The organism is Pseudomonas sp. FP818 (genome assembly GCF_030687335.1).
GTDB classification, from domain to species: Bacteria; Pseudomonadota; Gammaproteobacteria; order Pseudomonadales; family Pseudomonadaceae; genus Aquipseudomonas; species Aquipseudomonas shahriarae.
On the sequence record NZ_CP117427.1, the window covers coordinates 1,237,773 to 1,262,412 of the forward strand.

Genomic DNA, 24,640 nt, shown 5'->3' on the forward strand with positions numbered 1-24,640 from the left:
ATCGGCACTCTTAAAGATCAAAGCATCACGGATTCCTGGCTGGAGATTGGCTGATGAGCGATATCGATGCACGTTTGCGTGAAGATGTTCACCTGTTGGGTGAATTGCTGGGCAACACGATTCGAGAACAGTACGGTGATGAGTTCCTCGCCAAGATCGAGCAGATTCGCAAGGGCGCCAAGGCCGATCGCCGGGGCGGGACCACGGATGCAGCGGCCGGTGAAGAACTCAGCGCCAGCCTCAACCAGTTGCAGGAAGACGAGCTGCTGCCGGTAGCACGGGCGTTCAACCAGTTCCTCAACCTGGCCAATATCGCCGAGCAGTACCAACTGATTCATCGGCGCGATGAGTCCCAGCCGGCCCCGTTCGAATCGCGGGTGCTGCCCGAGTTGCTGGCGCGGCTGCAGAGTGAGGGCCACAGCAGCGAATCCCTGGCCCGGCAGTTGGCGCGGCTGGAGATCGAACTGGTACTCACTGCCCACCCGACCGAAGTCGCGCGCCGCACCCTGATCCAGAAATACGACGCCATCGCCGCACAACTGGCCTTGCAGGATCATCGTGACCTGACCAGCGCCGAGCGCGAGCAGATTCGCCAACGCCTGCAACGGCTGATCGCCGAAGCCTGGCACACTGAAGAAATCCGCCGTACCCGGCCCACCCCGGTGGACGAGGCCAAGTGGGGCTTTGCGGTGATCGAGCATTCGCTGTGGCACGCGATCCCCAACTACCTGCGCAAGGCCGATCAAGCCTTGCACGCCGCCACCGGCCTGCGCCTGCCCCTGGAGGCGGCGCCGATCCGTTTCGCCTCGTGGATGGGTGGCGACCGTGACGGCAACCCCAACGTGACGGCGCCGGTGACCCGTGAAGTGCTGCTGCTGGCGCGCTGGATGGCGGCAGATCTGTATTTACGGGATATCGACCACCTGGCCTCGGAACTGTCCATGCAGCAGGCCAGCCCTGAGTTGCAGGCCAAGGTCGGCGACAGCGTCGAACCTTATCGGGCCTTGCTCAAACAACTGCGCGAACGCCTGCGCGCCACCCGCAACTGGGCGCACGCGGCGTTGACCGGCAGCCTCCCGGCGCCGGCCGATGTGCTGCAAAACAATCGTGACCTGCTGGAGCCGCTGGAGCTGTGCTACCAGTCCCTGCACGCCTGCGGCATGGGCGTGATTGCCGACGGCCCGCTCCTCGATTGCCTGCGCCGTGCAGTGACATTCGGCCTGTTCCTGGTACGCCTGGATGTACGCCAGGATTCCAGCCGGCATTCGGCGGCGATGACCGAAATCACCGATTACCTGGGTCTGGGTCGCTATGAGGACTGGGACGAAGACGCGCGCATCACCTTCCTGATGAAGGAGTTGGCCAATCGTCGCCCGTTGTTGCCGGGGTATTTCAAGCCTTCGGCCGATACCGCCGAAGTGCTCAATACCTGTAAGGAAATCGCCGCTGCGCCGGCGGCTTCCCTCGGTTCCTACGTCATCTCCATGGCGGGCGCGGCATCCGATGTGCTGGCAGTGCAGTTGCTGCTCAAGGAGTCCGGGGTGCAGCGGCCGATGCGTGTGGTGCCGTTGTTCGAGACCCTGGCCGACCTGGACAACGCCGGCCCGGTAATCGAGCGCCTGTTGCTGCTGCCCGGTTATCGCGCGCGGTTGCAAGGCCCGCAGGAAGTGATGATCGGCTATTCGGACTCGGCCAAGGACGCTGGCACCACGGCTGCGGCCTGGGCCCAGTACCGGGCGCAGGAACGTCTGGTGGATATCTGTCGCGAGCAGCAGGTGGAACTGTTGTTGTTCCATGGTCGCGGCGGCACCGTGGGCCGTGGCGGCGGCCCGGCCCATGCGGCGATTCTGTCGCAGCCACCGGGCTCGGTAGCCGGGCGTTTCCGCACCACCGAGCAGGGCGAGATGATTCGTTTCAAGTTCGGCTTGCCGGATATCGCTGAGCAGAACCTCAATCTGTACCTGGCCGCAGTGCTGGAGGCGACCTTATTGCCACCGCCACCACCGGAGCCGGCCTGGCGCCATTTGATGGATGAATTGGCGGCTGATGGTGTCAGCGCCTATCGTGCGGTGGTGCGGGAAAATCCGCAGTTCGTCGAATACTTCCGCCAGTCCACCCCCGAGCAGGAACTGGGCCGCTTGCCCCTGGGCAGTCGCCCGGCCAAGCGCCGTGCCGGTGGCATAGAGAGCCTGCGTGCAATCCCGTGGATCTTCGGCTGGACCCAGACCCGCCTGATGCTGCCGGCCTGGCTCGGCTGGGAAGCGGCATTGAGCAAGGCCCTGGAGCGCGGCGAAGGTGAATTGCTGGGGCAGATGCGCGAACAATGGCCGTTCTTCCGCACCCGTATCGACATGCTGGAAATGGTTCTGGCCAAGGCTGACGCCGATATCGCCCGGCTCTATGACCAGCGCCTGGTACAAGCCGACCTGTTGCCATTGGGTGCGCATTTACGCGACCTATTGTCGCAGGCCTGCGCCGTGGTGCTTGGCCTGACCGGCCAGTCGCAGCTGCTGGCCCATAGCCCCGACACCCTGGAGTTCATCCGCCTGCGCAACACCTACCTCGACCCGTTGCACCTGTTGCAGGCCGAACTGCTGGCCCGCTCCCGCCAGCAGGAAGCGACACAGGACAGCCCTCTGGAACAGGCGCTGCTGGTGTCCGTGGCCGGTATTGCCGCCGGGCTGCGTAACACCGGCTGACATTTCTGGCGTGTTCTCAAGGGCTTGCACACAAAACCGCCGGCTGACCCGAAAGGGCTGTGCCGGCGGTTTTGTGTCCGGGTTGCACCAAGGGATACCGCGACCAAAAGGCTTGTGTGGTGCGGGTTCTTCCGACTTTTGGCGGCTTGTGTGGTTAGGGCTCGCTGTGTATCTTGATCAGCCTTTGGCCGGTTGGGCGGCCTGGATTCGTATTTTTACGAGCATATTCTACGAGATTGGCCCCACGCGGCGAATCCGAGCGTCATCTCTATAAAAAATTGAGGAGCACATCGATGCGCGTCATTCTGCTGGGAGCTCCCGGGGCCGGTAAAGGTACTCAGGCAAAGTTCATCACTGAAAAGTTCGGCATTCCACAAATCTCCACTGGCGACATGCTGCGCGCTGCCGTCAAGGCCGGCACCGAGCTGGGCCTGATCGCCAAGAGCGTGATGGACAGCGGTGGCCTGGTCTCCGACGACCTGATCATCAACCTGGTCAAGGAACGCATCAGCCAGGACGACTGCAAGAACGGTTTCCTGTTCGACGGTTTCCCACGCACCATTCCCCAGGCCGAAGCCCTGGTGAAAGCCGGCGTCGAGCTGGACGCTGTGGTTGAAATCGCCGTTGAAGATGAAGAGATCGTCCAGCGTATCGCCGGTCGCCGCGTTCACGAAGCCTCGGGCCGCGTCTACCACATCGTCTACAACCCGCCAAAAGTGGCTGGCAAGGATGATGTGACCGGTGATGACCTGGTGCAGCGCAAAGACGACACTGAAGAAACCGTGCGTCATCGCCTGTCGGTCTACCACTCCCAGACCAAGCCGCTGGTAGAGTTCTACCAGAAGCTGTCGGCTGCCCAGGGCAAGCCGAAATACAGCCACATCCCGGGCGTTGGCTCGGTGGAAGCCATCACCGCCAAGGTGCTGGAAGCGCTGAACTGATCTGACGATTGGCTTGACGTTCAACGGCCCGCTTGCGGGCCGTTGTTGTTTATACTGGCGCACTTTTTTTCGATTTGGACACCCATACCGATGAGCACCCTGCTGGCCCTGGACACCGCGACTGAAGCTTGCTCCGTTGCCCTGCTGCATAACGGCAAGGTCACGAGCCACTATGAGGTGATCCCGCGCCTGCACGCGCAAAAGCTGCTGCCGATGATCAAGCAGCTATTGCTCGATGCCGGCACCACCCTGTCGGCGGTAGACGCCATCGCCTTTGGCCGCGGCCCGGGTGCATTCACCGGCGTGCGCATCGCCATCGGTGTGGTGCAGGGCCTGGCGTTTGCCCTGGAGCGGCCGGTACTGCCGGTGTCCAACCTGGCCGTGTTGGCCCAGCGTGCGTTGCGTGAACATGGCGCACGCCAGGTCGCGGCCGCCATTGATGCGCGGATGGATGAGGTCTATTGGGGCTGCTACCGCGAAACCGCTGGTGAGATGCGCCTGGTCGGCGTCGAGGCCGTGCAGCCGCCCGAGGCCGCCGCGTTGCCGGCCGATGCCAGTGGCGACTGGTTTGGCGCTGGTACGGGGTGGGGTTATGGCGAACGCATCGCCGTGGCCACGGCCGGCCAGGATGCCGGGATGTTGCCCCATGCCGAAGACCTGCTGAGCCTGGCGCGTTTTGCCTGGGAGCGCGGCGAGGCGATCCCGGCTGATCAGGCCGCTCCGGTGTACCTGCGCGATAAAGTGGCACAGACCAAGGCCGAGCGCGGGCTCTAGGCTTATTGCGCTCAGCCTCTAGTGTGGGAGCTGTCGAGCCCCACCGTTGATCGCAGGCAATTCGCGCCAATCGTCAGAATTTGCCCCTGGGTTTAAACCTTTGCCCGTTTATGTGTTCTAGTTATCACCAGAGCATTTGCGTGCCAAGGAAAGTGCCGCTAAATTGCCATCATTGATAGCGGATCTGCATGTATGCGTATAGACGGCTTTTCTACCCAGTCCTACCCCCTCAAGCGCAAGCCACGCAAGGCGAACGTGACGGTAGACGAGTCCGTCGAAGAATCCCCCGACTTTATTGAAGTCCAGCCCGAAACCTCCCAGGGCGCGGCAGTTTCCGCCCGTGCCCAAGGTGCCAGCGGTTCGCGTATCGGCGGCGTTCCGGCCCGCCAGCAAGACATGATCTTCCCGCGCTCCATGAGCAAAAACGTCGCTACGGCCCTGGCCAGCTACCTGACCACTGCCGGCTTTGTCGAATGGGATATGGAAGTGCTGGGTCTCGATATCCACATCTGATGCTGTTGCCTTATTTCCTCGGTTGCCCGTCCTGGAGTGAAAACGCCTGGCGCGAGTACCTGTATCCGCAAGACGCCCGCGCCACGGATTTTCTCGGGCTGTATTGCCAAGTGTTCAATGCCTGCGAAGGCAACACCACCTTCTACGCGCGGCCCTCGGTGGCCACCGTGCAGCGTTGGGCCGAGATCATGCCCGCGCACTTTCGGTTTACCGCCAAATTTCCCGGTGATATCAGCCACAGTGCCGACCTGCGCGAACAGTTGCCCGCCGCCGAAAGCTTTCTTGGCTTGATGAGCCCGCTGGGCGAGCGGGTGTCGCCGTTGTGGCTGCAACTGCCGGCCAGCTTCACCCCGCAGCGGCTGGGGGAGCTGGCAGGGTTTATCGACGGCCTGGAGCGCCCGTTGGCGGTGGAGGTGCGTCATCGTGAGTTCTTCGCCAAGGGTGACGCCGAGCGCAGCCTCAACCGCCTGCTGCGTGATCGCGGGGTCGAGCGTATCTGCCTGGATCCACGAGCTTTGTTCAGTTGCACGTCGACTTCGGCAGCGGTGCTCCACGCCCAATCGAAAAAGCCCAAGGTACCGCCCCGGCCAGCGGCGTTGACCCAGTTTCCCCAGGTACGCTTTATCGGCCACCCGGACCTGGAAGCCAACGACCCGTTCCTCGTGCCGTGGCTTGAGAAAGTCGCAGGCTGGATTGAGGAGGGGCGCACGCCTTATGTGTTCCTGCACACCTCGGATAACCGCCTGGCGGCCCAACTGGCCATACGCTTTCATCAGCAATTGATGGAGCGGTTGCCGGGGTTGCCGGCGCTGGCGCAGTTGCATCGGGAACCCGCGGTGGAGCAACTGGGGTTACTCTAGGGTTTTTTTGTGCCTGGAGTCAGTCATGGATGCCCAAACCCTTCGCGCCGAATCCTTTCGAGCCCTGCACGAGCGTGATCGTGCATTCGTGATGCCCAACCCGTGGGACGCCGGTTCCGCCAAGATGCTCGCCAGCCTCGGTTTTGAAGCCCTGGCCACTACCAGCGCGGGTTTTGCCTTCAGTCTGGGGCGTCCGGATGCTGAAGGCGCGCTATCGCTGGAGGATACTCTGGGCAACGCCGGGATGATCGTTCAGGCCACCTCGCTGCCGGTGGCGGCGGACCTGGAAAACGGCTTCAGCGATACGCCTCAAGGTTGTGCCCAGAGCCTGTTGCGGGCAGCCGCTACCGGCATTGTCGGCGGTTCTATCGAAGACGCTACCGGGATTGCGGTCGACCCGATCTACCCCTTTGATCTGTCGGTTGAACGCATCGAGACTGCCGTCGCTGCGGCACGCAGCTTGCCATTTCCCTTCATGCTGACGGCCCGTGCGGAAAACCTCCTACATGGTCGCCTGGATTTTCCCGACACTATTCGCCGTTTGCAGGCCTACGCCGAAGCGGGTGCCGACGTGCTTTATGCTCCAGGCCTGCGCAGTGCTGAGGAAGTATTGGCGGTGGTGCGGGCGGTGGCGCCAAAACCGGTGAATGTGTTGATGTCAGGTGGCCTCAAGCTCTCGGTGGCGCAACTGAGCGAGATGGGCGTCAAGCGCATCAGCGTCGGCTCGGCCATGGCCCTGGCGGCCTATGGGGAGTTCTTCAGGGCCGCGCGGGAGGTTCAGGAACTGGGAACCTTTACCTTTACCGAGCGCTCGATGCCGTTCAGCCAGGCAAATCAGTTGTGCAAGGGTTGAGACGTGGCTTTTTTCAAAGTGTTGGGTGTGTTGCTGCTACTCGCCGGCGGCCTACTCGTAGGCATCTGGCGCGGCTGGGTGCCGCTGCCCGCTGAGTGGAACCCCTGGGCGCCCTTGGATGTGCAAGCTGCGCCTAACCTGCTGACCCGCTTCAAACTGGGGCGCTTGCAGGACGATCCCGCCCTGTGCGACCAGGTGCTGAAAACCTCCGGGTTGCGGGTCAGCCATCAAGCGGACAGCCCGGCGGATGCGGCTTGCCCATTGCGCAACACGTTGCGGGTTCAGGGCGCGGAGGTGGGGTTGAGCAGCAGTTTTCTCGCCAGTTGCCCCTTGGCGGTGGCGTTTGCCCTGTTCGAGCGCCACAGCTTGCAGCCGGCTGCCCAGGCGGTGTTTGGCCAGGCGGTGACGCGGGTCGATCACCTCGGCAGTTTTGCCTGCCGCAATATGTATGGGCGGGCTGAAGGGCGACTCAGCCAGCATGCCTCGGCCAATGCCCTGGACATTGCCGGGTTTCGCCTGGCGGATGGACGCAGCATCAATGTGTTGAAGGATTGGCCAGGAGAGGGGGCCAGCGCGCGTTTTTTGCGGCAGGTGCGCGACAGTGCGTGCAATGATTTCAACGTGGTCTTGAGCCCGGATTACAACGCCGCCCATCGCAACCATTTCCATTTGGATATGGGGCGTTGGTGGGTGTGCCGCTAAGGGTCAGGCCGCCAGGCGCAGGTTGTTGAGGATCAATGGGCGGGCCCAGCCGCAATCGAAGTCCAGGGCCTTTTGCTGTTGCACCAGTTCCTCGTCGGGGTATGGCTCGGCCGCCGGTGGCAGCAGGTCCAGTTCGAATTCGGCAATCGGCAGGAACAGCGGCTTGGGTTGCGGCGCCGGGCCTGGCTCGGGCAATGGCTGGCCGGCGGTCAGGACAATCGGCCGTACCCAGCCACTCTCGAAGTTCTGCTGGCGTTGCTGGGCAACGATTTCATCCTCCGGGAACGGCACGGCCGCCGGTGGCAGCAGGTCCAGTTCGAACTCGGCAATCGGCAGGAACAGTGGCTCAGGCGGGGCGATCTCGGTGTCCTGGACATCGCAATGACGCTGGGTGACGATTTGCGTCAGCAGGTCGCTGCCGGCGCTGGGTTCGACCGAGGCATCCACCGGCACCGGATCGGCGGCCAACTGCGCGCCTGGCTCCTGGCCAAGCTGCTCGGCCAACGCCCGGGCGAAGAAGTCCTGCCACACATGACTGACGCCGGCCAGCGCTTGGGTATTGCGCAGGCCGAAGTGGTTGTGGGTCGGCAGGACACCGGTGAATAGGGAATGAATGTCTGACATTTCTCTCGGTCGACGCTCAGGGTCTGGCAAAATGCCTGATCCTTTTTTATCGGCCGCTGTTTGCCGATCCTTAATATTTTTGAGCGTAGTAAACGATGAGCGAACAACCCGCGGCCAGCCGCATTCGGGTCGAGGCCTTGGCCGACGGTTTTCAGGCCCGTGCCCAGCACTGGGCCGAGCAGCTCGGTTTGCCTGTGCAACTGGCGGACGCCGATTTTGCCCTGCAAGTGGGTGAGCATGGCCTGCAGTTGCAACAGCTGGGCCCGGATGCGCCTGGCCCGGTGCGGGTGGATTTTGTCGAGGGCGGTGCGGCCCATCGGCGGCTCTATGGGGGTGGCAGCGGGCAGATGATTGCCAAGGCGGTGGGGGTGTCCCAAGGCGTGCGCCCGCGAGTGCTGGATGCCACGGCCGGCCTGGGTAAGGATGCCTTCGTGCTGGCCAGCCTGGGCTGCGAGATGAGCCTGATCGAACGTCAGCCGTTGATCGGTGCCTTGCTCGAAGATGGTCTGGCGCGTGGGGCGGAGGATTTTGAAGTGGCGCCGATTGTTGCGCGGATGACCCTGCTCAAGGGCAATTCCATCGAGGTGATGCGAAATTGGGAAGGTGAGCCGCCGCAGGTGATCTACCTCGACCCAATGTTTCCCCATCGGGAGAAAACCGCCCTGGTGAAGAAGGAAATGCGCCTGTTCCGCCCGCTGGTGGGTGACGATCCGGATGCCCCGGCATTGCTCGCGGCGGCCTTGGCCCTGGCCAGCCACCGGGTGGTGGTGAAGCGCCCACGCAAGGCGCCGTGCATTGAGGGGCCCAAGCCGAGCCATGCGCTGGATGGCAAATCCAGCCGGTACGATATTTATCCGAAGAAAGCGCTCAAGGCCGGTACGCCCGCATAAACAATCCCACCACTTCCTGCACATGCTCCTCGGCGGCCGCTTCGCTCAAGCGTTCGCCGCAGCCATACAGCAAGCAGAAGTTTGCCGTGCCCTTGAGCAGGCAAAAGAAGTGCTCGGCTGCGGTAAATGGCTTGTCGATGCGCAATGCGCCACTTTGATTGATCTTGCCCAGCAGGCGCTCCATGCCCTGCAACATCCGCATGGGGCCGGCTTCGAAGAAGATCTGCGACAGCTTCGGATCCTGATTGCCTGAGGTCATCATCAGGCGATGCAGGTTCACCGATTCCTCGCTGTTGATCAGCAGGTGAAAGCCTCGGGCGATGTTCAGCAGCACCTTCTCCACTGGCACGTCGTCCGGCAACTCGAAATACATCACCGGCAGTTGTGCTTCGCACTTGGCCTCAACGGCGGCGGTGAACAGCGTTTCCTTGTCGGTGAAGTGGCTGTAGACCGTCAGTTTCGACACGCCAGCCTCAACGGCCACGGCATCCATGCTGGTACTCGCGTAACCATTGCTCAAAAACAGGATTTTCGCCGCGTCGAGGATTGCCTGGCGTTTTGCCATGTCCTTGGGACGCCCGGGGCTATTGGTGTTTACAGGATTGTCGGACATTTTCACTTTAATACTGGACTGGTGAGTTTGGTATTAATAACATACTGGCCAGTATAATTACTCCAAGCACCATTTGCGAAAGGTCCTTCAGCATGCGCAGCATTTTTCTGCACCTCGCGTTGCCTGCCAGCCTTGCTCTTTTATTGGCTGCCTGCGGCCATGAAGAAGCGGCCCAAACCACCGTCCGCCCGGCCATGGTGGTGCAGCCACAGCCCTCGGCGCTGGCAATGGACAGTTATCCAGGCGAGGTTCGCGCCCGTTATGAGCCGGACCTGGCCTTTCGCATTGGTGGCAAAGTCAGTCGCCGGCTGGTGGAGGAGGGCGAGCGCGTCAAGGCCAACCAGCCGCTGGCAGAGCTCGACCCCCAGGATGTACGCCTGCAACTGCAGGCCACCCGTGCCCAGGTCACGGCAGCCGAGGCCAACCTGAGCCTGGTACGGGCCGAGCGTGATCGCTACAAGACCCTGATGGACCGTCAGATGGTCAGCCGTTCCCAGTACGACAATTCCGAAAACCTCTACCGTTCTGGTGTCGCACGCCTGCAGCAGATCAAGGCTGAATTCGACGTGGCCAATAACCAGGCCGGCTATGCCGTGCTGCGCGCCCCCCAGGATGGCGTGGTCGCCAAGCGTGCAGTGGAAGTCGGGCAAGTGGTGTCGGCCGGGCAGACCGTGTTCACCCTGGCCACCGATGGCGAGCGTGAAGTGTTGATCAGCTTCCCGGAGCAGAGCTTCGGTCGCTTCAAGGTCGGCCAGCCGGTCTCCGTGGAGCTGTGGAGCCAGCCCGACCAACGCTTCGAGGGGCGCATTCGCGAGCTGTCGCCGGCGGCCGATCCCAAGTCGCGCACCTTCGCCGCCCGTGTCGCCTTCAACGCCGGCAAAGTCCCGGCGGAGCTGGGGCAGAGCGCGAGGGTCTTTATCCAGGCCGACGGCGTGATTCCGTTGTCGGTGCCGCTGTCTGCCCTCAGCGCAGAGAACGGCGCGTCCTACGTCTGGCTGGTCAAGCCGGATAACACCCTCAAGCGCACGGCGGTGCGCATCGGCGCGTTCGGCGAAAAAAGCGTACCGGTGCTTGAAGGCCTGAGCCCCTCCGACTGGGTGATTGCCGCCGGTGTCCATGTGCTCCATGAGGGCCAGCAAGTACGCCCGGTGGATCGCTCCAACCGGGTGGTGAATCTGGCGGCCAACAAGGAGTAGTCCCCGATGGGTTTCAATCTTTCCGAATGGGCGTTGCGTAATCGCCAGATCGTCCTGTTCCTGATGCTGCTGTTGGCCGTCGTCGGTACGTTGTCCTACACCAAGCTGGGGCAAAGTGAAGACCCGCCGTTCACCTTCAAAGCCATGGTCATCAAGACCAACTGGCCAGGGGCCACGGCCCAGGAAGTCTCGCGCCAGGTCACCGAGCGCATTGAAAAGAAACTGATGGAAACCGGCGAGTACGAGCGCATTGTCTCGTTCTCCCGCCCGGGCGAATCCCAGGTCACGTTTATGGCGCGGGACTCGATGCACTCGGCGCAGATTCCCGACCTGTGGTACCAGGTGCGCAAGAAGATCAGCGATATCCGCCAGACCCTGCCACCGGACATCCAGGGCCCGTTCTTCAACGACGAATTCGGCACCACCTTTGGCAATATCTACGCCCTGACCGGCGAGGGGTTTGACTACGCGGTGCTCAAGGACTACGCCGACCGTATCCAGATCCAGCTGCAACGGGTGCCGGATGTGGGCAAGGTCGAGCTGCTGGGGTTGCAGGACGAGAAGATCTGGATCGAGCTGTCCAACCTCAAGCTCGCCACCCTCGGCCTGCCCCTGGCAGCGGTGCAGCAGGCGTTGCAGGAGCAGAACGCGGTATCCACCGCCGGGTTCTTCGAGACCCCGAGCGAGCGCGTGCAACTGCGGGTGTCGGGTAACTTCAAGACGGTCGAAGAGATCCGCAATTTCCCGATCCGCGTCGGCGACCGTACCTTCCGCATCGGCGATGTGGCCGAGATTCACCGGGGCTTCAACGACCCACCGGCGCCGCGTATGCGCTATATGGGGGACGACGCAATCGGCCTGGCCGTGGCCATGCGCGATGGTGGCGATATCCTGATACTGGGCAAGGCCCTGGAGGGCGAGTTCGCACGCCTGCAGAAGAACCTTCCGGCAGGCATGGAACTGCGCAAGGTGTCGGACCAGCCGGCTGCGGTGAAGACCAGCGTGGGCGAATTCGTCCAGGTCTTGGCCGAGGCCTTGGCGATTGTATTGCTGGTGAGTTTCTTTTCCCTCGGTGTGCGCACCGGCATGGTGGTGGCATTGGCGATTCCGCTGGTGTTGGCGATGACGTTTGCCTGCATGTATTACCTGGGCATCGGCCTGCACAAGATTTCCCTGGGGGCGCTGGTCCTAGCCCTGGGCCTGTTGGTGGACGACGCGATCATCGCCGTGGAAATGATGGCGATCAAAATGGAGCAGGGCTACGACCGTCTCAAGGCAGCCAGTTTCGCCTGGACCAGTACGGCGTTTCCGATGCTCACCGGTACGCTGATCACCGCAGCCGGCTTCCTGCCGATTGCCACCGCGCAATCGAGTACCGGCGAATACACCCGCTCGATCTTTCAGGTGGTGACCATCGCGCTGCTGGCCTCGTGGGTCGCCGCTGTGGTGTTTGTGCCGTATCTGGGGGAAAAGCTTCTGCCGGACCTGGCGAAAATTCATGCGGCCAAGCACGGTACTGATGGGCCGGATCCGTACGGCACGCCGTTCTACCAGCGCGTAAGGCGCTGGGTGGAGTGGTGTGTGCGCCGCCGCAAAACCGTGATTGTGCTGACCGTGCTGCTGTTTATCGGCTCGGTGGCGCTGTTCCGTTTTGTCCCGCAACAATTCTTCCCGGCGTCCGGGCGCCTGGAACTGATGGTCGACCTGAAACTGGCGGAAGGCGCCTCCCTGAGCAGCACCGCCGAGCAGGTCAAGCGTCTCGAAGGCTTGCTCAAGGCGCATGAGGGGATCGAAAACTATGTGGCCTATGTCGGCACCGGCTCACCGCGCTTCTACCTGCCCCTGGACCAGCAACTGCCGGCGGCCAGCTTTGCCCAGTTTGTGGTGTTGGCCAAGACCATCGAGGAGCGCGAAACCCTGCGCACCTGGTTGATCGAAACCCTCAACGAGCAATTCCCCGACCTGCGTTCGCGGGTCACCCGCCTGGAGAACGGCCCGCCGGTTGGATACCCGGTGCAGTTCCGCGTGACCGGCGAGCACATCGAAGAAGTGCGGGCCCTGGCGCGCAAGGTCGCGGCCAAGGTGCGTGAGAACAGCCACGTGGTCAACGTGCATCTGGACTGGGAAGAGCCGAGCAAGATCGTCTACCTCAATGTCGACCAGGACCGCGCCCGCGCCTTGGGCGTGAGCACCGCCAACCTGTCGAAATTCCTCCAGAGTTCCCTGACCGGCTCCAGCGTCAGCCAATACCGGGAAGACAACGAGTTGATCGAAATCCTCCTGCGCGGCACCGTGCATGAGCGCACCGAACTGTCGCTGCTGCCGAGCCTGGCGGTGCCGACCGACAACGGCACCAGCGTGGCGCTGTCGCAGATCGCCACCCTGGAATATGGCTTCGAGGAAGGCATTATCTGGCACCGCAACCGCCTGCCAACGGTGACTGTACGTGCTGATATCTACGGCAAGGAGCAACCGGCGACCCTGGTCCAGCAGATCCTGCCGACCCTGGCAGATGTACGTGCCGAATTGCCGGACGGTTACCTGTTGGACGTGGGCGGCACCGTGGAAGACTCCGCCCGAGGGCAGAACTCGGTGAAGGCCGGGGTGCCGCTGTTTATCGTGGTGGTGCTGACCTTGCTGATGCTGCAACTGCGCAGCTTCTCGCGCACGGCCATGGTGTTCCTGACCGCGCCGCTGGGGCTGATCGGGGTGACGCTGTTCCTGCTGGTGTTCCGCCAGCCGTTTGGCTTCGTGGCCATGTTGGGGACCATCGCGTTGTCGGGGATGATCATGCGTAACTCGGTGATCCTGGTGGACCAGATCGAGCAGGACATCAAGGCAGGCCTGGAGCCTTGGCAGGCGATTATCGAAGCCACCGTGCGGCGCTTCCGGCCGATTGTGCTGACGGCCCTGGCGGCGGTGTTGGCGATGATCCCGCTGTCGCGCAGTGTGTTTTTCGGGCCGATGGCGGTGGCGATCATGGGCGGGTTGATTGTGGCGACGGCGTTGACGCTGCTGTTTTTGCCGGCGCTGTATGCGGCGTGGTTCCGGGTCAAGCCGCACTCGGCATAAGCCTGCGTGAATCGGCTACAGGGTTTAGGAACTTTTTCCTGCGTGTTTGCCACTTAGGGGTACCTGAGTTACAGGTACCTTCTTCTGGCAACGGGGTTGTTACAGAACAAGGCTTTATCAACCTGCGAGGAATTACCTATGGGTTTATTTGCAATGGGTGGTATAGGTATAGGTCTGGGCATGATGCCGATGATGGCCTTCAAAATGGGCAAGCGCGGTAAATCCAAATGCAAGCCTCCGCCCTGCCACCACCACCACCACGCTCAACCGCCGCAGTTCTCCAGTACCATCAAGTACGAGGGAAAAATCAGCTACAGCTGATGGTAGTAAGGGGCATGTCCGCTGGGCAATAACACCAACGCCCCAATTATTCGGGGCGTTGTTGTTTGTTACCGACGGTGTACCTAGAGGGCACCGAACACTTTCTTCGCCAGGCTGGTCGCGGCGGCTGCCGGGTTCTGGCGAATGCTTTCTTCCTGTTGGGCAATCATCTTGAACAAGCCGTCCAGCGCTTGCTCAGTCACGTAGTTTTCGACGCTGTCGCTCTTGCCACCCAGTAAACCCAGGGGCGCCTTTTTGGCGAGCGCGTTGTATTGCTGGGCTACACCGACCTTGTCCGTGGATTGCTTGACGATCGGCAGGAACTTGGCGCGGATCTGCTCACGGCTGCTTTTGTCCAGATACTGGGTCGCCGAATCCTGGCCACCGCTGAGGATGCCCTTGGCGTCGTTCACGCTCATGTTTTTCACGGCATTCACCAGAATCGGCTGGGCCTGGGTCACGGCGGATTCGGCAGCCTTGTTCATGCTGTCTTCAAGCTGGGTGATCTGATCGCCCATCCCGAGCATTTTCAGGGCGCCGGCGGCTTTCTCCAGCTTGCCCGGCAAACCGATCTTGACTTCGGGGTTGTTGCTGAAGCCACCGGGAGCCCCCAGTTGCTTGACGGCAATCTGTGCGCCTTGGGTCAGGGCGTCCTTGAGGCCGCCGGTAGCGTCGCCCTGGGACAGGTCACCGAGGGACAGGGCCATGGCGTTGGCACCGAGCAGCAGGCCGGCACACAAGGTGGTGAGGCGAAGAGAGTTACGGAGCATGGGCGCTTCCTTTTAATCGACTGGATCAGTGGGCAACGGCGTCAACGCGCAGGCGCAGCGGCTGGGAATCCTGGCCGTTCAACTGCACCGAATGGCGCTCGGTGGTGATAAACATTAGCTTGCCATCCAGCTCGATGCGAGCGCTGACCGAATAGCTGTGGCCAGGCTTGACCTGGGCCGGGTCGTAGCTCAGGTGGAAGGGCAGCGGCACCTGGCCGTTGACCGGGCCTTTCTGCTCGGCCAGGGTGACGGCGGGCGCATCGGCCAGGGACACATCCTGCAGGCTGACGCTCAAGGTCGCGGCAGGCGGCAGGGCGATGCGTTGCAGGTAGAACACCTCGCCATCAAGGCTGGCTTTGGGCGCAGGATTCATCGAGTGACAGGCTCCCAGCAGGGCGGTCAGGCCCAAGAGGATGATTTTTTTCATGGTACAGCTCCTTGTCAACGGCGCCAGAAACACCCTGGCGCCCTGGTAAATCTAGCGGGTTTCGTCCGCCTCGGCGTCCGGTGCGGGCGCTTCTTCATTGCGGTGCAACGCGACCTGGCGGATCGACAGGCGAATCTCCGCCGGCAACACCCGTTTGGCTGCGCCTTCGGCCAATTCGCCGAGCAGGTCGTGGTAACTCAACTTGCCGGCTTCATCGCGACGCAGCACATCTTGCTCGAGCAACGTCTGAATAAAATGTCGGAAAAGGCTCTTATCGAAGAACTCCGGGGCATTCAGGCCATGCAGGATCGACAGGCGCTGGGCCATGACCGTGCACAAGTCTTCCAGCTCTTCGGCGCTGATGCTGTTCTGGCCGCTGTTGAGCAGCAGGGAAATGGCCATGTAGAAGCGTTGCAGGGTCTGGGCAATGCTCTTGGACAGCAGGGTCAGCAGCACAAAGTTGCGCGAGCTGGGCGCCGGGCGCAGGTAGATGTTGTTTTCAAAGCGCAGCAGACCTTGTTCTACCAAGGCTTCGAGCCACTGGTCGACCACTGCGTCAAGTTCGTCCAGGGTCCAGCGGATGAACAACTCCGATTGCAGGTACGGATAGAGCGCACGGGTGTAGCGCAGGATCTGTTCGCGGCTCATGCGCGAGCTGCTCTGGAAGAAGCTGGCCAGCAGCGCCGGCAGGGCGAAGATATGCAGCACGTTGTTGCGGTAATAGGTCATCAGGACAGCGTTTTGCTCGTCCAGATAGAGGATCTTGCCCAGGGCATCACTCTGTTCCGACAGCAGGTTCATGTCCTTGACGTGCTTGATCAAGGCCTGGCCGTCACCTTCGGGCAGCGTGGTGTGAGGCGAGTAGGGCACCCGGCGCAGCAGCGCCAGGTACAGGTCCAGCACCCGGGCCATGGCCTGGTCGTCCAGGGCCAGGCGGCTGGTGGACAGTAGCGCCAACGCCACCAGGTTCACCGGGTTGATCGCGGCGGCCTCGTTGAGGTGCTGGGCCACGCGCTCGCCGAGGCGGTTGGTGGTCTCATTCAACCAGGCCGGCTTGTAGTTCGGTGCCAGATCCTGGGCGCGCCAGTCCGGTTGCTCCTGGTCGAGGAATTCCGCCAGCTTGATCGGCTCGCCGAAGTTGACCGCCACCTGGCCAAAGCGCTGCTTGAGCGCGCCAATGACCTTGAAGATATCGAAGATCGACTCTTTCTTTTTCGTCGCCCCGCGCAGTTCGCCCAGGTAGGTGCGGCCTTCCAGTACCCGTTCATAGCCGATATACACCGGCACAAACACGATGGGCATGCGCGAGGAGCGCAGGAAGCTGCGCAGGGTGATCGCCAGCATCCCGGTCTTGGGTTGCAACATGCGCCCGGTGCGCGAGCGGCCGCCTTCGACGAAGTACTCCACCGGGAAGCCCTTGGTGAACAGGGTATGCAGGTATTCGTTGAACACCGAGGTGTACAGCGGGTTGCCCTTGAAGGTACGGCGCATGAAAAACGCCCCGCCGCGGCGCAACAGGCTGCCGATCACCGGCATATTGAGATTGATCCCGGCAGCAATGTGCGGCGGGGTCAGGCCGTTCTTGAATAGGAGGTAAGACAGCAGCAGGTAGTCGATATGGCTGCGGTGGCAGGGCACGTAGATCACTTCGTAGCCCTGGGCGACCTTTTGCACACCTTCGATATTGTTGACCTTGATGCCGTCGTAGATCTTGTTCCAGAACCAGCTCAGCACCACTTCGAGGAAGCGGATGGCGGTGTAGGTGTAGTCCGAGGCAATTTCGTTGCCATAGCGCAGGGCCTGGGCCTTGGCTTTTTCCGGGGTGATCTTTTCCCGCTCGGCCTCGTCGAGGATCGCCTGGCGCACCAGTGGCATATTCACCAGGCCTTTGACCAGGTTGCGCCGGTGGGACAGGTCGGGGCCGATCACCGCAGTCTTCAGGTTGCGAAAGTGTACCCGCAGGATCCGTTGGGCCATTCGTACGGTGCGTTCGTGACCTTTATTGTGCTCGATCAATTCACGCAGGTTGATTGGCGCAGAGAATTGCACTCGGGTCTTGCGCCCCAGGATCAGGATGCTCAACAGCCGGCGCAGGCGCCCGGTGACTGCCCAACTGTCGGCGAACAGCAGTTTCCAGGGGCTCGACTCGCTGGCGGGCGACTGGCCCCAGAACACGCTGACCGGAATGATCTGGGCGTTTTCTTCGGCATGCTCGGTCAGGGTGTTGACCAGGCGGGTCAGGGTCGGCGGCGCGCCGCGCTTGTCCTGGCGGCCGAGCCAGTCCGGGTCCGGGGTCAGGTAGAAGAACGCCGCCGGTTCCATCAACGGGCCAACGGACACCGGCAGCACCGGGCGCGGCAAGCCGGCCTTGGTGCACTCGGCATCCACCACGGCCAGTTCGGTCAGGGAGGGCGATTGCAGGACGTAGAACACCGGCCGGCTGCGGTCCAGGTTAAGGGTGAGGGACGACTGGTTGATCGTCTCCGAGCGAACCCAGAGGTACAACAGTCGGCGCAAGGTGCCAAATACCAGACGGCGGAACGGGGAGCGGGTCATAGGCGTGCTGCTTTGAGTGGAAAAAACCGAGCAGGCGCTCGGGCGGGTAGTGTGCCGTATTCGCCGAAAATCGGCAAAAAAGCAGCGATGTAAAGTTGAGTTGATCGTTTTTGAGCCTGTCTTATACTCGGCAGTTCAATGCGACTGACTCAACAATAAAAACCAGTGGGAGCAAACAGATGACAACGCGCGAAACCGGCAATGTGAAGTGGTTCAACGACGCCAAGGGCTATGGTTTTATCCAGCGGGAGGATGGCAAGGATGTGTTTGTGCACTACCGCGCTATCCGCGGTGAAGGCCACCGCTCCCTGGCCGAGGGCCAGCAGGTGGAATACGCCGTGGTGACCGGCGACAAGGGCTTGCAGGCTGAGGATGTAGTCGGTCTTTAAAGCAGATTTCTGCAACGCCGCTGAACCCATGTGGGAGCGGGCTTGCTCGCGAAAGCGCTGAATCAGTCACTGTAGAGGTTGACTGATTGACTGCTTTCGCGAGCAAGCCCGCTCCCACATCTGATTGGGTTCACAGTTCAGAATCAGGTGGTTTTCCAGGTGATCTGCTCTTCACCGTCGGTGCTGATCCGAATCCAGGTGTCGGCGCTTTCTTCACCTTCTTCCTCGACCCACGTCCCCGGCGCGCAGCGCACTTCAACGTTCAGCGCGGCAAAGGCCGCACGGGCGCAGGCGATGTCGTCTTCCCACGGGGTCTGGTCGCTTTCCAGGTACAGGCTGTTCCATTTGCCCACGGCCTTGGGCAGCCAGGTCACTGGCACATTGCCGGCCTTGCACTTGTAGGTCTGGCCCTTCTGTACCCAGTCGGTGCACGGCCCCAGGGCAGCGCCGAGCCAGGCGGCGATAGCCTTGTAGTCGACGTCGGCGTCCTTGAGGTAAATCTCGATATCGGGTTGGCGCATGGATGTTCCTCGTTGCGGGATTCGAAAATCCATTCGCGGATTCAGGGTGGGCGCAAAGGCCCGGAATAGTCGGTTATTGAAGCACGAAATAGTCGTAGCGCATCGACACGGTGACCAGCAGCGGTTCGGCCTGCTCGATCACCTGGGCGCGGCGCTCGGCGCTGGCACGCCAGCCATGGGGGGTCATCGCCAGCAGATTGGCGCGGTCCCCGGGGTCGGCCAGGCTGAGCTTGAACTCCAGCACTTCGCTGTGTTGCAGGCTCATGCCGTCTGGCACCAGGGCCAGGTGCTTGTCGTCGGTGTACTCGCGCACTTCGTCGTACAGGCGTTCGCGCAGTTCCATCAGGTGGCCGCTGGTCGGTCCGACCTTCATCAGGCCGCCGCCGGGGCTGAGCAGACGCTTGGCTTCCTGCCAGTCCAGGGGGCTGAACACGCTGGCGAGGAACTGGCAACTGCCGTCGGCCAGCGGCACGCGGGCCATGCTGGCGATCAGCCAAGTCAGCGTCGGGTTGCGTTTGCACGCGCGCTTGACTGCTTCCTTGGAAATATCCAGGGCATAACCATCGGCGCGCAGCAGGGCATCGGCGATTTGCGCGGTGTAGTAGCCTTCGCCGCAACCGATATCCAGCCAGCGCTGGGGTTTGCGTTCGGCTGCCAGGGCGGCCAGGCGCCTGGCCACAGGCGCGTAGTGCCCGGCATTGAGGAAGTCGCGGCGAGCTTGCACCATGGCCAGGTTATCGCCTGGGTCACGGCTGTTCTTGTGCTGCACCGGCAACAGGTTCAGGTAACCCTGGCGGGCCCGGTCGAACCGGTGCCCGGCCGGGCATACCACGCCACTATCCACCTCATTGAGGGGCGCACTGCAAATGGGGCAAGCAAGCATCAGGCGAGCAACTTGATCAGGGTCTGGTAGTAGATTTCGGTCAGCACATCGAGGTCGCTGGCCAGAATGCGCTCATTGACCTGATGGATCGTCGCGTTGACCGGGCCCAGTTCCACCACTTGAGTGCCGAGGGTCGCGATAAAGCGCCCGTCGGACGTGCCGCCGCTGGTGGACGCCTGGGTCTCGCGGCCGGTAATGGCCTTGATGCTGGCGGACACCGCATCGAGCAGCGCGCCCGGCTCGGTCAGGAACGGCAGGCCCGACAGCGCCCACTCCACATGCCAGTCCAGGCCATGCTTGTCGAGAATCGCCGCGACCCGCTGTTGCAGGCCTTCGACGGTGGACTCGGTGGAGAAACGGAAGTTGAACACCGCCGTCAGGTCACCCGGGATCACGTTGGTGGCGCCGGTGCCGGAATTGAGGTTGGAAATCTGGAAGCTGGTCGGCGGGAAGAAGGTATTGCCGTTGTCCCAATGCTCGGCGGCCAGTTCGGCCAGGGCTGGGGCGGCCAGGTGGATCGGGTTCTTTGCCAGGTGCGGGTAAGCCACGTGGCCTTGCACACCGCGCACGGTCAGGGTCGCACCGAGGGAGCCGCGACGGCCGTTCTTGACCACATCACCCACTAGGGTGGTGCTCGACGGTTCACCGACGATGCACCAGTCCAGGCGCTCCTTGCGTGCTGCCAGGCGCTCGATCACTGCCTTGGTGCCGTGGTGCGCCGGGCCTTCTTCGTCGCTGGTGATCAGGAATGCCACCGAACCCTTGTGGTCCGGATAGTCCTTCACAAAGCGCTCGGAGGCCACCAGCATCGCGGCCAGGCTGCCTTTCATGTCGGCCGCGCCACGCCCGCACAACATGCCGTGTTCGTCGATCAATGCGTCGAACGGGTCATTCTGCCAGGCCTGCACCGGGCCGGTCGGGACCACGTCGGTGTGGCCGGCGAAGCACAGCACCGGGCCTTCATGCTTGCCGTGGGTGGCCCAGAAGTTGTCCACATCTTCGATGCGCATCGGCTCAAGCGCAAAGCCGGCGTCGCCCAGGCGCTGCATCATCAGCTTCTGGCAATCGGCGTCGATCGGCGTCACCGACGGGCGGCGGATCAAGTCGATAGCGAGTTGGAGGGTCGGCGAAAGGTCGGCGTGGGCCGTCATGGGAAAACTCCGAAGGTGTGTCAGGGCGCAAGACGAGAGTGAAATATCCAATGTGGGAGCGGGCTTGCCCGCGATGCAGGCGCCGCGGTGTAGTAGTTGCACCGCAGCGATGCCATCGCGGGCAAGCCCGCTCCCACAAGGGGGGCAGTGGCTGCCTGAACCCATAAAGGGCCGTTATCTTATAGCAAAACGGCGACCAGAGGCCGCCGTTTAGTGCATTGCGCAAGTTTTTACGCGGCCGTCGCGGGCTCCGCCACCGCTGCCGGTTTTGGCAGTGACGACAGGAACGCCATGATCAGCGCCGCCACATACGGCAGTGATTGCACCAGCAGCATCACCACCCAGAAGCGCATGTCATTGCTTGGCAGGCCCTGCACCAGGTAGATCCCCAGCGCCGCGCCCCACAGCAGCAACATAATGAACATCTCTTCGCGGGCTTCGGAAATCGCTACCCAGAAGCCGTGGTTATCCGCGTTTTTCGGTGTACGAAAGAACGGAATACTGGTGGTGAAGAAGCCATACAGCACTGCCTTGGCGATGGTGTGGGACAACGCCAACCCGGCCAGGGCTGCGCAGAACGCATCCTTGAGGTTCACACCAACGGCGCGGCGGTAAAGGAAGATGATCTTGCCGACCTTGAACACAAACAGCGCCAACGGCGGGATTGCGAAGATCAGCAACGGCGGGTCGACCCGGGTCGGCACAATGATCATCGCCGCCGACCACAGCAGGGCACCGACGGTGAAGAAGATGTTCATGCCGTCCGCTACCCACGGCAACCAGCCCGCGAGGAAGTGGTAGCGCTGGCCACGGGTCAGCTCGGTGTCCTTGCCGCGCAGCAGGCTGGCGGTGTGGCGCTTGATGATCTGGATCGCACCATAGGCCCAGCGGAACCGTTGTTTCTTGAAGTCGATAAAGGTATCGGGCATCAGGCCCTTGCCGTAGCTGGTGTGGTAGTACGCAGCCGACAGACCTTTCTCGAATACCCGTAGGCCCAGTTCGGCGTCTTCACAGATACACCAGTCGGCCCAGCCCAGTTCTTCGAGCACCGAGCGGCGGGTCATGGTCATGGTGCCGTGCTGGATGATCGCGTCGCGGTCGTTGCGGGTGACCATGCCGATATGGAAGAAGCCTTTATATTCGGCGTAGCAGAGCTTCTTGAAGGTGCTTTCGTTCTGGTCGCGGTAATCCTGGGGCGATTGCACCACGGCGATTTTCGGGTCGGCGAAGTGCGGCACCATGTGCTTGAGCCAGTTGGGCGATACACAGTAGTCCGAGTCGATCACCGCGATCACTTCGGCATCCTTGGCGGTGTGCGGGATCAGGTAGTTCAGCGCGCCACCCTTGAAGCCGGCCAGGGGCGCGACGTGGAAGAACTTGAAGCGCGGGCCCAGGGTCAGGCAGTAGTTGCGTACCGGTTCCCACACCGCCGGGTCCTTGGTGTTGTTGTCGATGATCAGGACTTCGTAGTCCGGGTAATCGAGGGCGGCCAGGGCGTCGAGGGTCTGTTTGACCATTTCCGGCGGCTCGTTGTAGCACGGCACATGGATGGAGACTTTCGGGCGGTAGTCCGAATCCCCTTCAACCGGCAGGAATTCACGCCGGCGTTTGTGGGTCCAGACCGCTTCCGCCAGTTCATGGGCCTCGGTCAGCAACACGATAAACACGCCCATGGCACCCAGCGCGAGCAAGAAGCCCACAGTCAGACTGAACCAGGTGCTGTATTGCTGGCTGTAGTCGTAGCCGATCCAGACCAGCACCGAGCCGCACAGGAACGCGATAAAGGTCAGGAAGGTGCGACCACGCTGGCGCAGGGACGAGCCGTCGATCATCAGCAAGGTCAGCGACAGCAGTGCCAACACTACCGAGCCGATGGCCAGCACCCGCCATTGCGGAATCGCCACGACCGGCCCTTCAAAGTTGAATTTCTGCTGGCGCGCAGCGTCGAACACGCCCCAGTAGGCGCCCACCGAGCCTTCGTCACTGGCTTTCCAGGGTTGGTCGAAGGCTTCGATCACGAAGTAGTTGTAGCCCTGGCGGTTCAGCTTGTTGACCAGAGTGCGCAGGTAAATGGCCTGGTCAGCCGGGGAGGCGTCCGCGCCACCGCGCATGCGGCCATTGCTCGGCCAGCCGACTTCCGACAGCAGCAGTGGCTTTTTCGGGAAGGTCTTCTTCAGGTCCTTGGCCCGGTCGAGGACGAATTGCCCGGCCTGGGCCATCGGCACATGTTCCCAGTACGGCAGAACGTGCGCGGCGATCAGGTCGACATGCTTGCCCAGTTGCGGGTTGTGTTCCCAGATGTGCCACTGCTCGGAGGTAGTCACTGGCACTTTGACGGCGGCGCGCACCCGGTCCAGCAGGACAATCAGCTCCTCGGGGGTGATCTCCTTGCGGAAGATGGCCTCGTTGCCGACCACCACACGCACCACGCTGCGCGAACTGTTGGCGATCTCGATGGCCCGCTGGATTTCGCGCTCGTTGCGCTCAAGGTCCGGGCTGATCCAGATCCCCAGGGTCACACGCAGGCCGAACTCTTCCGCCAGCTTGGGGATATTCCCCAGAGGACCGTCGACCGAATAGGTCCGAATGTTGTCCGTCAGCTTGCTCATGATCGCAAGGTCCTGACGCATTTGTTCGTCGGTCGGGTACTGGTCTTTTTGCGGGTACTGGCCCTGCTGGAACGGCGAGTAAGAAAACCCGGAAATCTGCTGAGGCCAGTTGGGGGTAGTGACCGGGCGGTTGATCAGCGCCCAGAAACCGGTGAACAGCGCGGCAATTGCCAGCACCACCACCAGGTTGAGTCCAAATTTACGCGATGACATAGCTGTTTCGGGTTCCAAAGGGTGTGGAACGAATAGACGTGTTGGTGTACGCCGAACGGCGCGCATCCTACCATCGGCCCTGCACTCTGCGTACAGCAAGCCAGGAAAAACCGGGCATTGGGCAGCCAAAGCGTCGGTAAGTTCTTTACTTATAGCTTGTAGCTTAGAACTTATCGCTGCGTAGCCCTATAATGCGCGCCGGTTTTTGGGGTAATGGTCATGAGTACAGAAGATCCACGGTTTGCCGGCGTCGCCCGCTTGTATGGCATAGAAGGCCTGGAACGCTTGAAAGCGGCCCATGTGGCCATCGTCGGCGTGGGCGGTGTCGGCTCTTGGGCCGCTGAAGCCATGGCCCGTTGCGGGGTGGGCGAGATTTCGCTGTTTGACCTGGACGACGTGTGCGTCAGCAACAGCAACCGTCAGTTGCACGCCCTGGACAGCACGGTGGGCAAGCCCAAGGTCGAAGTGATGGCCGAACGCCTGCGTGCGATCAACCCCGCTTGCACGGTGCACGCGGTGGCGGACTTCGTAACCCGCGACACCATGGCTGAGTACATCACGCCGACCATCGACTGTGTGATTGACTGCATCGACGCGGTCAACGCCAAGGCGGCGCTGATTGCCTGGTGCAAGCGCCGCAAGATCCAGATCATCACCACCGGCGGCGCCGGCGGGCAAATTGACCCGACGCTGATCCAGGTGTGCGACCTGAACCGCACCTTCAACGACCCGCTGGCCTCGAAAGTGCGCTCCACCTTGCGCCGCGACTACGGGTTCTCGCGCACCGTGACCCGGCACTACAGCGTGCCTTGCGTGTTCTCCACCGAACAACTGCGCTATCCCAAACCCGACGGCAGCATCTGTTTGCAAAAGAGTTTTGTCGGTGATGGGGTGAAGCTGGACTGCGCCGGCGGGTTTGGCGCGGTGATGATGGTGACGGCGACTTTTGGCATGGTCGCGGCGACCAAGGCGGTGGACAAGATTGTGGCTGGGGTGCGCAGGCCGTCCGAGCGGGTCAAGCCCGCCTGAATCTCACGGCTGGGCATCCATCACAGTGGGGGAG

At 62.1% G+C, this 24,640-nt stretch carries 22 protein-coding genes; 13 read left to right on the forward strand and 9 right to left on the reverse strand.

Annotation, left to right across the window (positions count from 1 at the left end; translation table 11 throughout):
- Positions 1-53 precede the first annotated feature (53 nt).
- The 7 genes from ppc to PSH80_RS05520 all read left to right on the forward strand — a co-directional run bounded on the left by ppc (position 54) and on the right by PSH80_RS05520 (position 7,342).
- Entirely contained in the window at positions 54-2,699 is a 2,646-nt protein-coding gene (ppc, locus tag PSH80_RS05490) for a phosphoenolpyruvate carboxylase (protein WP_057441780.1), read from the forward strand.
- A gap of 293 nt (positions 2,700-2,992) precedes the next feature.
- The gene (gene adk / locus PSH80_RS05495; protein ID WP_057441778.1) at positions 2,993-3,640 is read left to right on the forward strand and encodes an adenylate kinase; all 648 of its coding nucleotides are present in this window, start codon (positions 2,993-2,995) and stop codon (positions 3,638-3,640) included.
- Between the two features lie 90 nt (positions 3,641-3,730).
- On the forward strand, positions 3,731-4,414 hold the full coding sequence (tsaB, locus tag PSH80_RS05500) for a tRNA (adenosine(37)-N6)-threonylcarbamoyltransferase complex dimerization subunit type 1 TsaB (RefSeq protein WP_057958675.1): 684 nt from the start codon (positions 3,731-3,733) through the stop codon (positions 4,412-4,414).
- Positions 4,415-4,606: 192 nt separating this feature from the next.
- Positions 4,607-4,927, forward strand: coding sequence for a hypothetical protein (locus tag PSH80_RS05505; RefSeq protein WP_057441774.1), 321 nt, complete (start codon positions 4,607-4,609; stop codon positions 4,925-4,927).
- On the forward strand, positions 4,927-5,787 hold the full coding sequence (locus tag PSH80_RS05510; protein ID WP_057441772.1) for a DUF72 domain-containing protein: 861 nt from the start codon (positions 4,927-4,929) through the stop codon (positions 5,785-5,787). Before PSH80_RS05505 ends, PSH80_RS05510 begins: the two co-directional genes overlap by 1 nt.
- A 25-nt stretch (positions 5,788-5,812) precedes the next feature.
- A complete protein-coding gene (locus tag PSH80_RS05515) occupies positions 5,813-6,640 on the forward strand; it encodes an oxaloacetate decarboxylase (RefSeq protein ID WP_120731785.1) in 828 nt (275 codons plus the stop codon).
- Between the two features lie 3 nt (positions 6,641-6,643).
- Positions 6,644-7,342, forward strand: a complete 699-nt coding sequence (locus tag PSH80_RS05520; RefSeq protein WP_120731787.1) for an extensin family protein — start codon at positions 6,644-6,646, stop codon at positions 7,340-7,342.
- A 3-nt stretch (positions 7,343-7,345) separates the two neighbouring features.
- Here the strand turns inward: PSH80_RS05520 and PSH80_RS05525 are convergent, their stop codons facing one another.
- Positions 7,346-7,966, reverse strand: coding sequence for a hypothetical protein (locus PSH80_RS05525; protein WP_057958677.1), 621 nt, complete (start codon positions 7,964-7,966; stop codon positions 7,346-7,348).
- A gap of 95 nt (positions 7,967-8,061) precedes the next feature.
- Here PSH80_RS05525 and PSH80_RS05530 point away from each other — a divergent pair, with 95 nt between their 5' ends.
- Positions 8,062-8,856, forward strand: a complete 795-nt coding sequence (locus tag PSH80_RS05530; protein ID WP_057958678.1) for a class I SAM-dependent methyltransferase — start codon at positions 8,062-8,064, stop codon at positions 8,854-8,856.
- Here PSH80_RS05530 and PSH80_RS05535 read toward each other — a convergent pair.
- Complete coding sequence (locus tag PSH80_RS05535) at positions 8,834-9,469, reverse strand: TetR/AcrR family transcriptional regulator (RefSeq protein ID WP_057958679.1); 636 nt, start codon at positions 9,467-9,469, stop codon at positions 8,834-8,836. The two genes, PSH80_RS05530 and PSH80_RS05535, sit on opposite strands and share 23 nt — an antisense overlap.
- Before the next feature lie 92 nt (positions 9,470-9,561).
- On the opposite strand from PSH80_RS05535, the gene PSH80_RS05540 reads away from it, so the two are divergent.
- From PSH80_RS05540 to PSH80_RS05550, 3 genes are all read left to right on the forward strand, one after another.
- Positions 9,562-10,665 carry an efflux RND transporter periplasmic adaptor subunit gene (locus tag PSH80_RS05540; protein ID WP_057958680.1) on the forward strand — a complete coding sequence of 368 codons (1,104 nt, stop codon included), beginning with the start codon at positions 9,562-9,564 and terminating at the stop codon, positions 10,663-10,665.
- A gap of 6 nt (positions 10,666-10,671) precedes the next feature.
- Positions 10,672-13,737 (forward strand): efflux RND transporter permease subunit, encoded by a 3,066-nt coding sequence (locus PSH80_RS05545; protein WP_057958681.1) that lies wholly within the window; start codon positions 10,672-10,674, stop codon positions 13,735-13,737.
- Positions 13,738-13,875: 138 nt separating this feature from the next.
- Positions 13,876-14,058: a hypothetical protein gene (locus PSH80_RS05550; protein ID WP_057958682.1), complete on the forward strand. Its 183-nt coding sequence runs from the start codon at positions 13,876-13,878 to the stop codon at positions 14,056-14,058.
- An 83-nt stretch (positions 14,059-14,141) separates the two neighbouring features.
- On the opposite strand, the gene PSH80_RS05555 is transcribed toward PSH80_RS05550, so the two are convergent.
- The 3 genes from PSH80_RS05555 to plsB are packed head-to-tail and all read right to left on the reverse strand — an operon-like array spanning position 14,142 to position 17,811.
- Entirely contained in the window at positions 14,142-14,828 is a 687-nt protein-coding gene (locus PSH80_RS05555; RefSeq protein WP_057958683.1) for a DUF4197 domain-containing protein, read from the reverse strand.
- A 25-nt stretch (positions 14,829-14,853) separates the two neighbouring features.
- Positions 14,854-15,255 carry a YbaY family lipoprotein gene (locus PSH80_RS05560; protein ID WP_057958684.1) on the reverse strand — a complete coding sequence of 134 codons (402 nt, stop codon included), beginning with the start codon at positions 15,253-15,255 and terminating at the stop codon, positions 14,854-14,856.
- A 51-nt stretch (positions 15,256-15,306) separates the two neighbouring features.
- Positions 15,307-17,811, reverse strand: a complete 2,505-nt coding sequence (gene plsB, locus PSH80_RS05565; protein WP_120731793.1) for a glycerol-3-phosphate 1-O-acyltransferase PlsB — start codon at positions 17,809-17,811, stop codon at positions 15,307-15,309.
- Positions 17,812-17,990: 179 nt separating this feature from the next.
- On the opposite strand from plsB, the gene PSH80_RS05570 reads away from it, so the two are divergent.
- Positions 17,991-18,200, forward strand: a complete 210-nt coding sequence (locus tag PSH80_RS05570) for a cold-shock protein (protein WP_057441757.1) — start codon at positions 17,991-17,993, stop codon at positions 18,198-18,200.
- 143 nt (positions 18,201-18,343) lie between these two features.
- Here the strand turns inward: PSH80_RS05570 and PSH80_RS05575 are convergent, their stop codons facing one another.
- The 4 genes from PSH80_RS05575 to PSH80_RS05590 form a co-directional block, all read right to left on the reverse strand.
- The gene (locus tag PSH80_RS05575; protein ID WP_057445111.1) at positions 18,344-18,721 is read right to left on the reverse strand and encodes a hypothetical protein; all 378 of its coding nucleotides are present in this window, start codon (positions 18,719-18,721) and stop codon (positions 18,344-18,346) included.
- A gap of 73 nt (positions 18,722-18,794) precedes the next feature.
- Positions 18,795-19,604, reverse strand: a complete 810-nt coding sequence (locus PSH80_RS05580; protein WP_057958686.1) for a putative RNA methyltransferase — start codon at positions 19,602-19,604, stop codon at positions 18,795-18,797.
- Positions 19,604-20,755, reverse strand: coding sequence for a succinyl-diaminopimelate desuccinylase (gene dapE, locus PSH80_RS05585; RefSeq protein WP_057958687.1), 1,152 nt, complete (start codon positions 20,753-20,755; stop codon positions 19,604-19,606). Before dapE ends, PSH80_RS05580 begins: the two co-directional genes overlap by 1 nt.
- 230 nt (positions 20,756-20,985) lie before the next feature.
- Positions 20,986-23,577 (reverse strand): glycosyltransferase, encoded by a 2,592-nt coding sequence (locus tag PSH80_RS05590; protein ID WP_305419488.1) that lies wholly within the window; start codon positions 23,575-23,577, stop codon positions 20,986-20,988.
- Between the two features lie 219 nt (positions 23,578-23,796).
- Here PSH80_RS05590 and tcdA point away from each other — a divergent pair, with 219 nt between their 5' ends.
- Positions 23,797-24,606, forward strand: coding sequence for a tRNA cyclic N6-threonylcarbamoyladenosine(37) synthase TcdA (tcdA, locus tag PSH80_RS05595; protein WP_057441812.1), 810 nt, complete (start codon positions 23,797-23,799; stop codon positions 24,604-24,606).
- Positions 24,607-24,640: the final 34 nt, after the last annotated feature.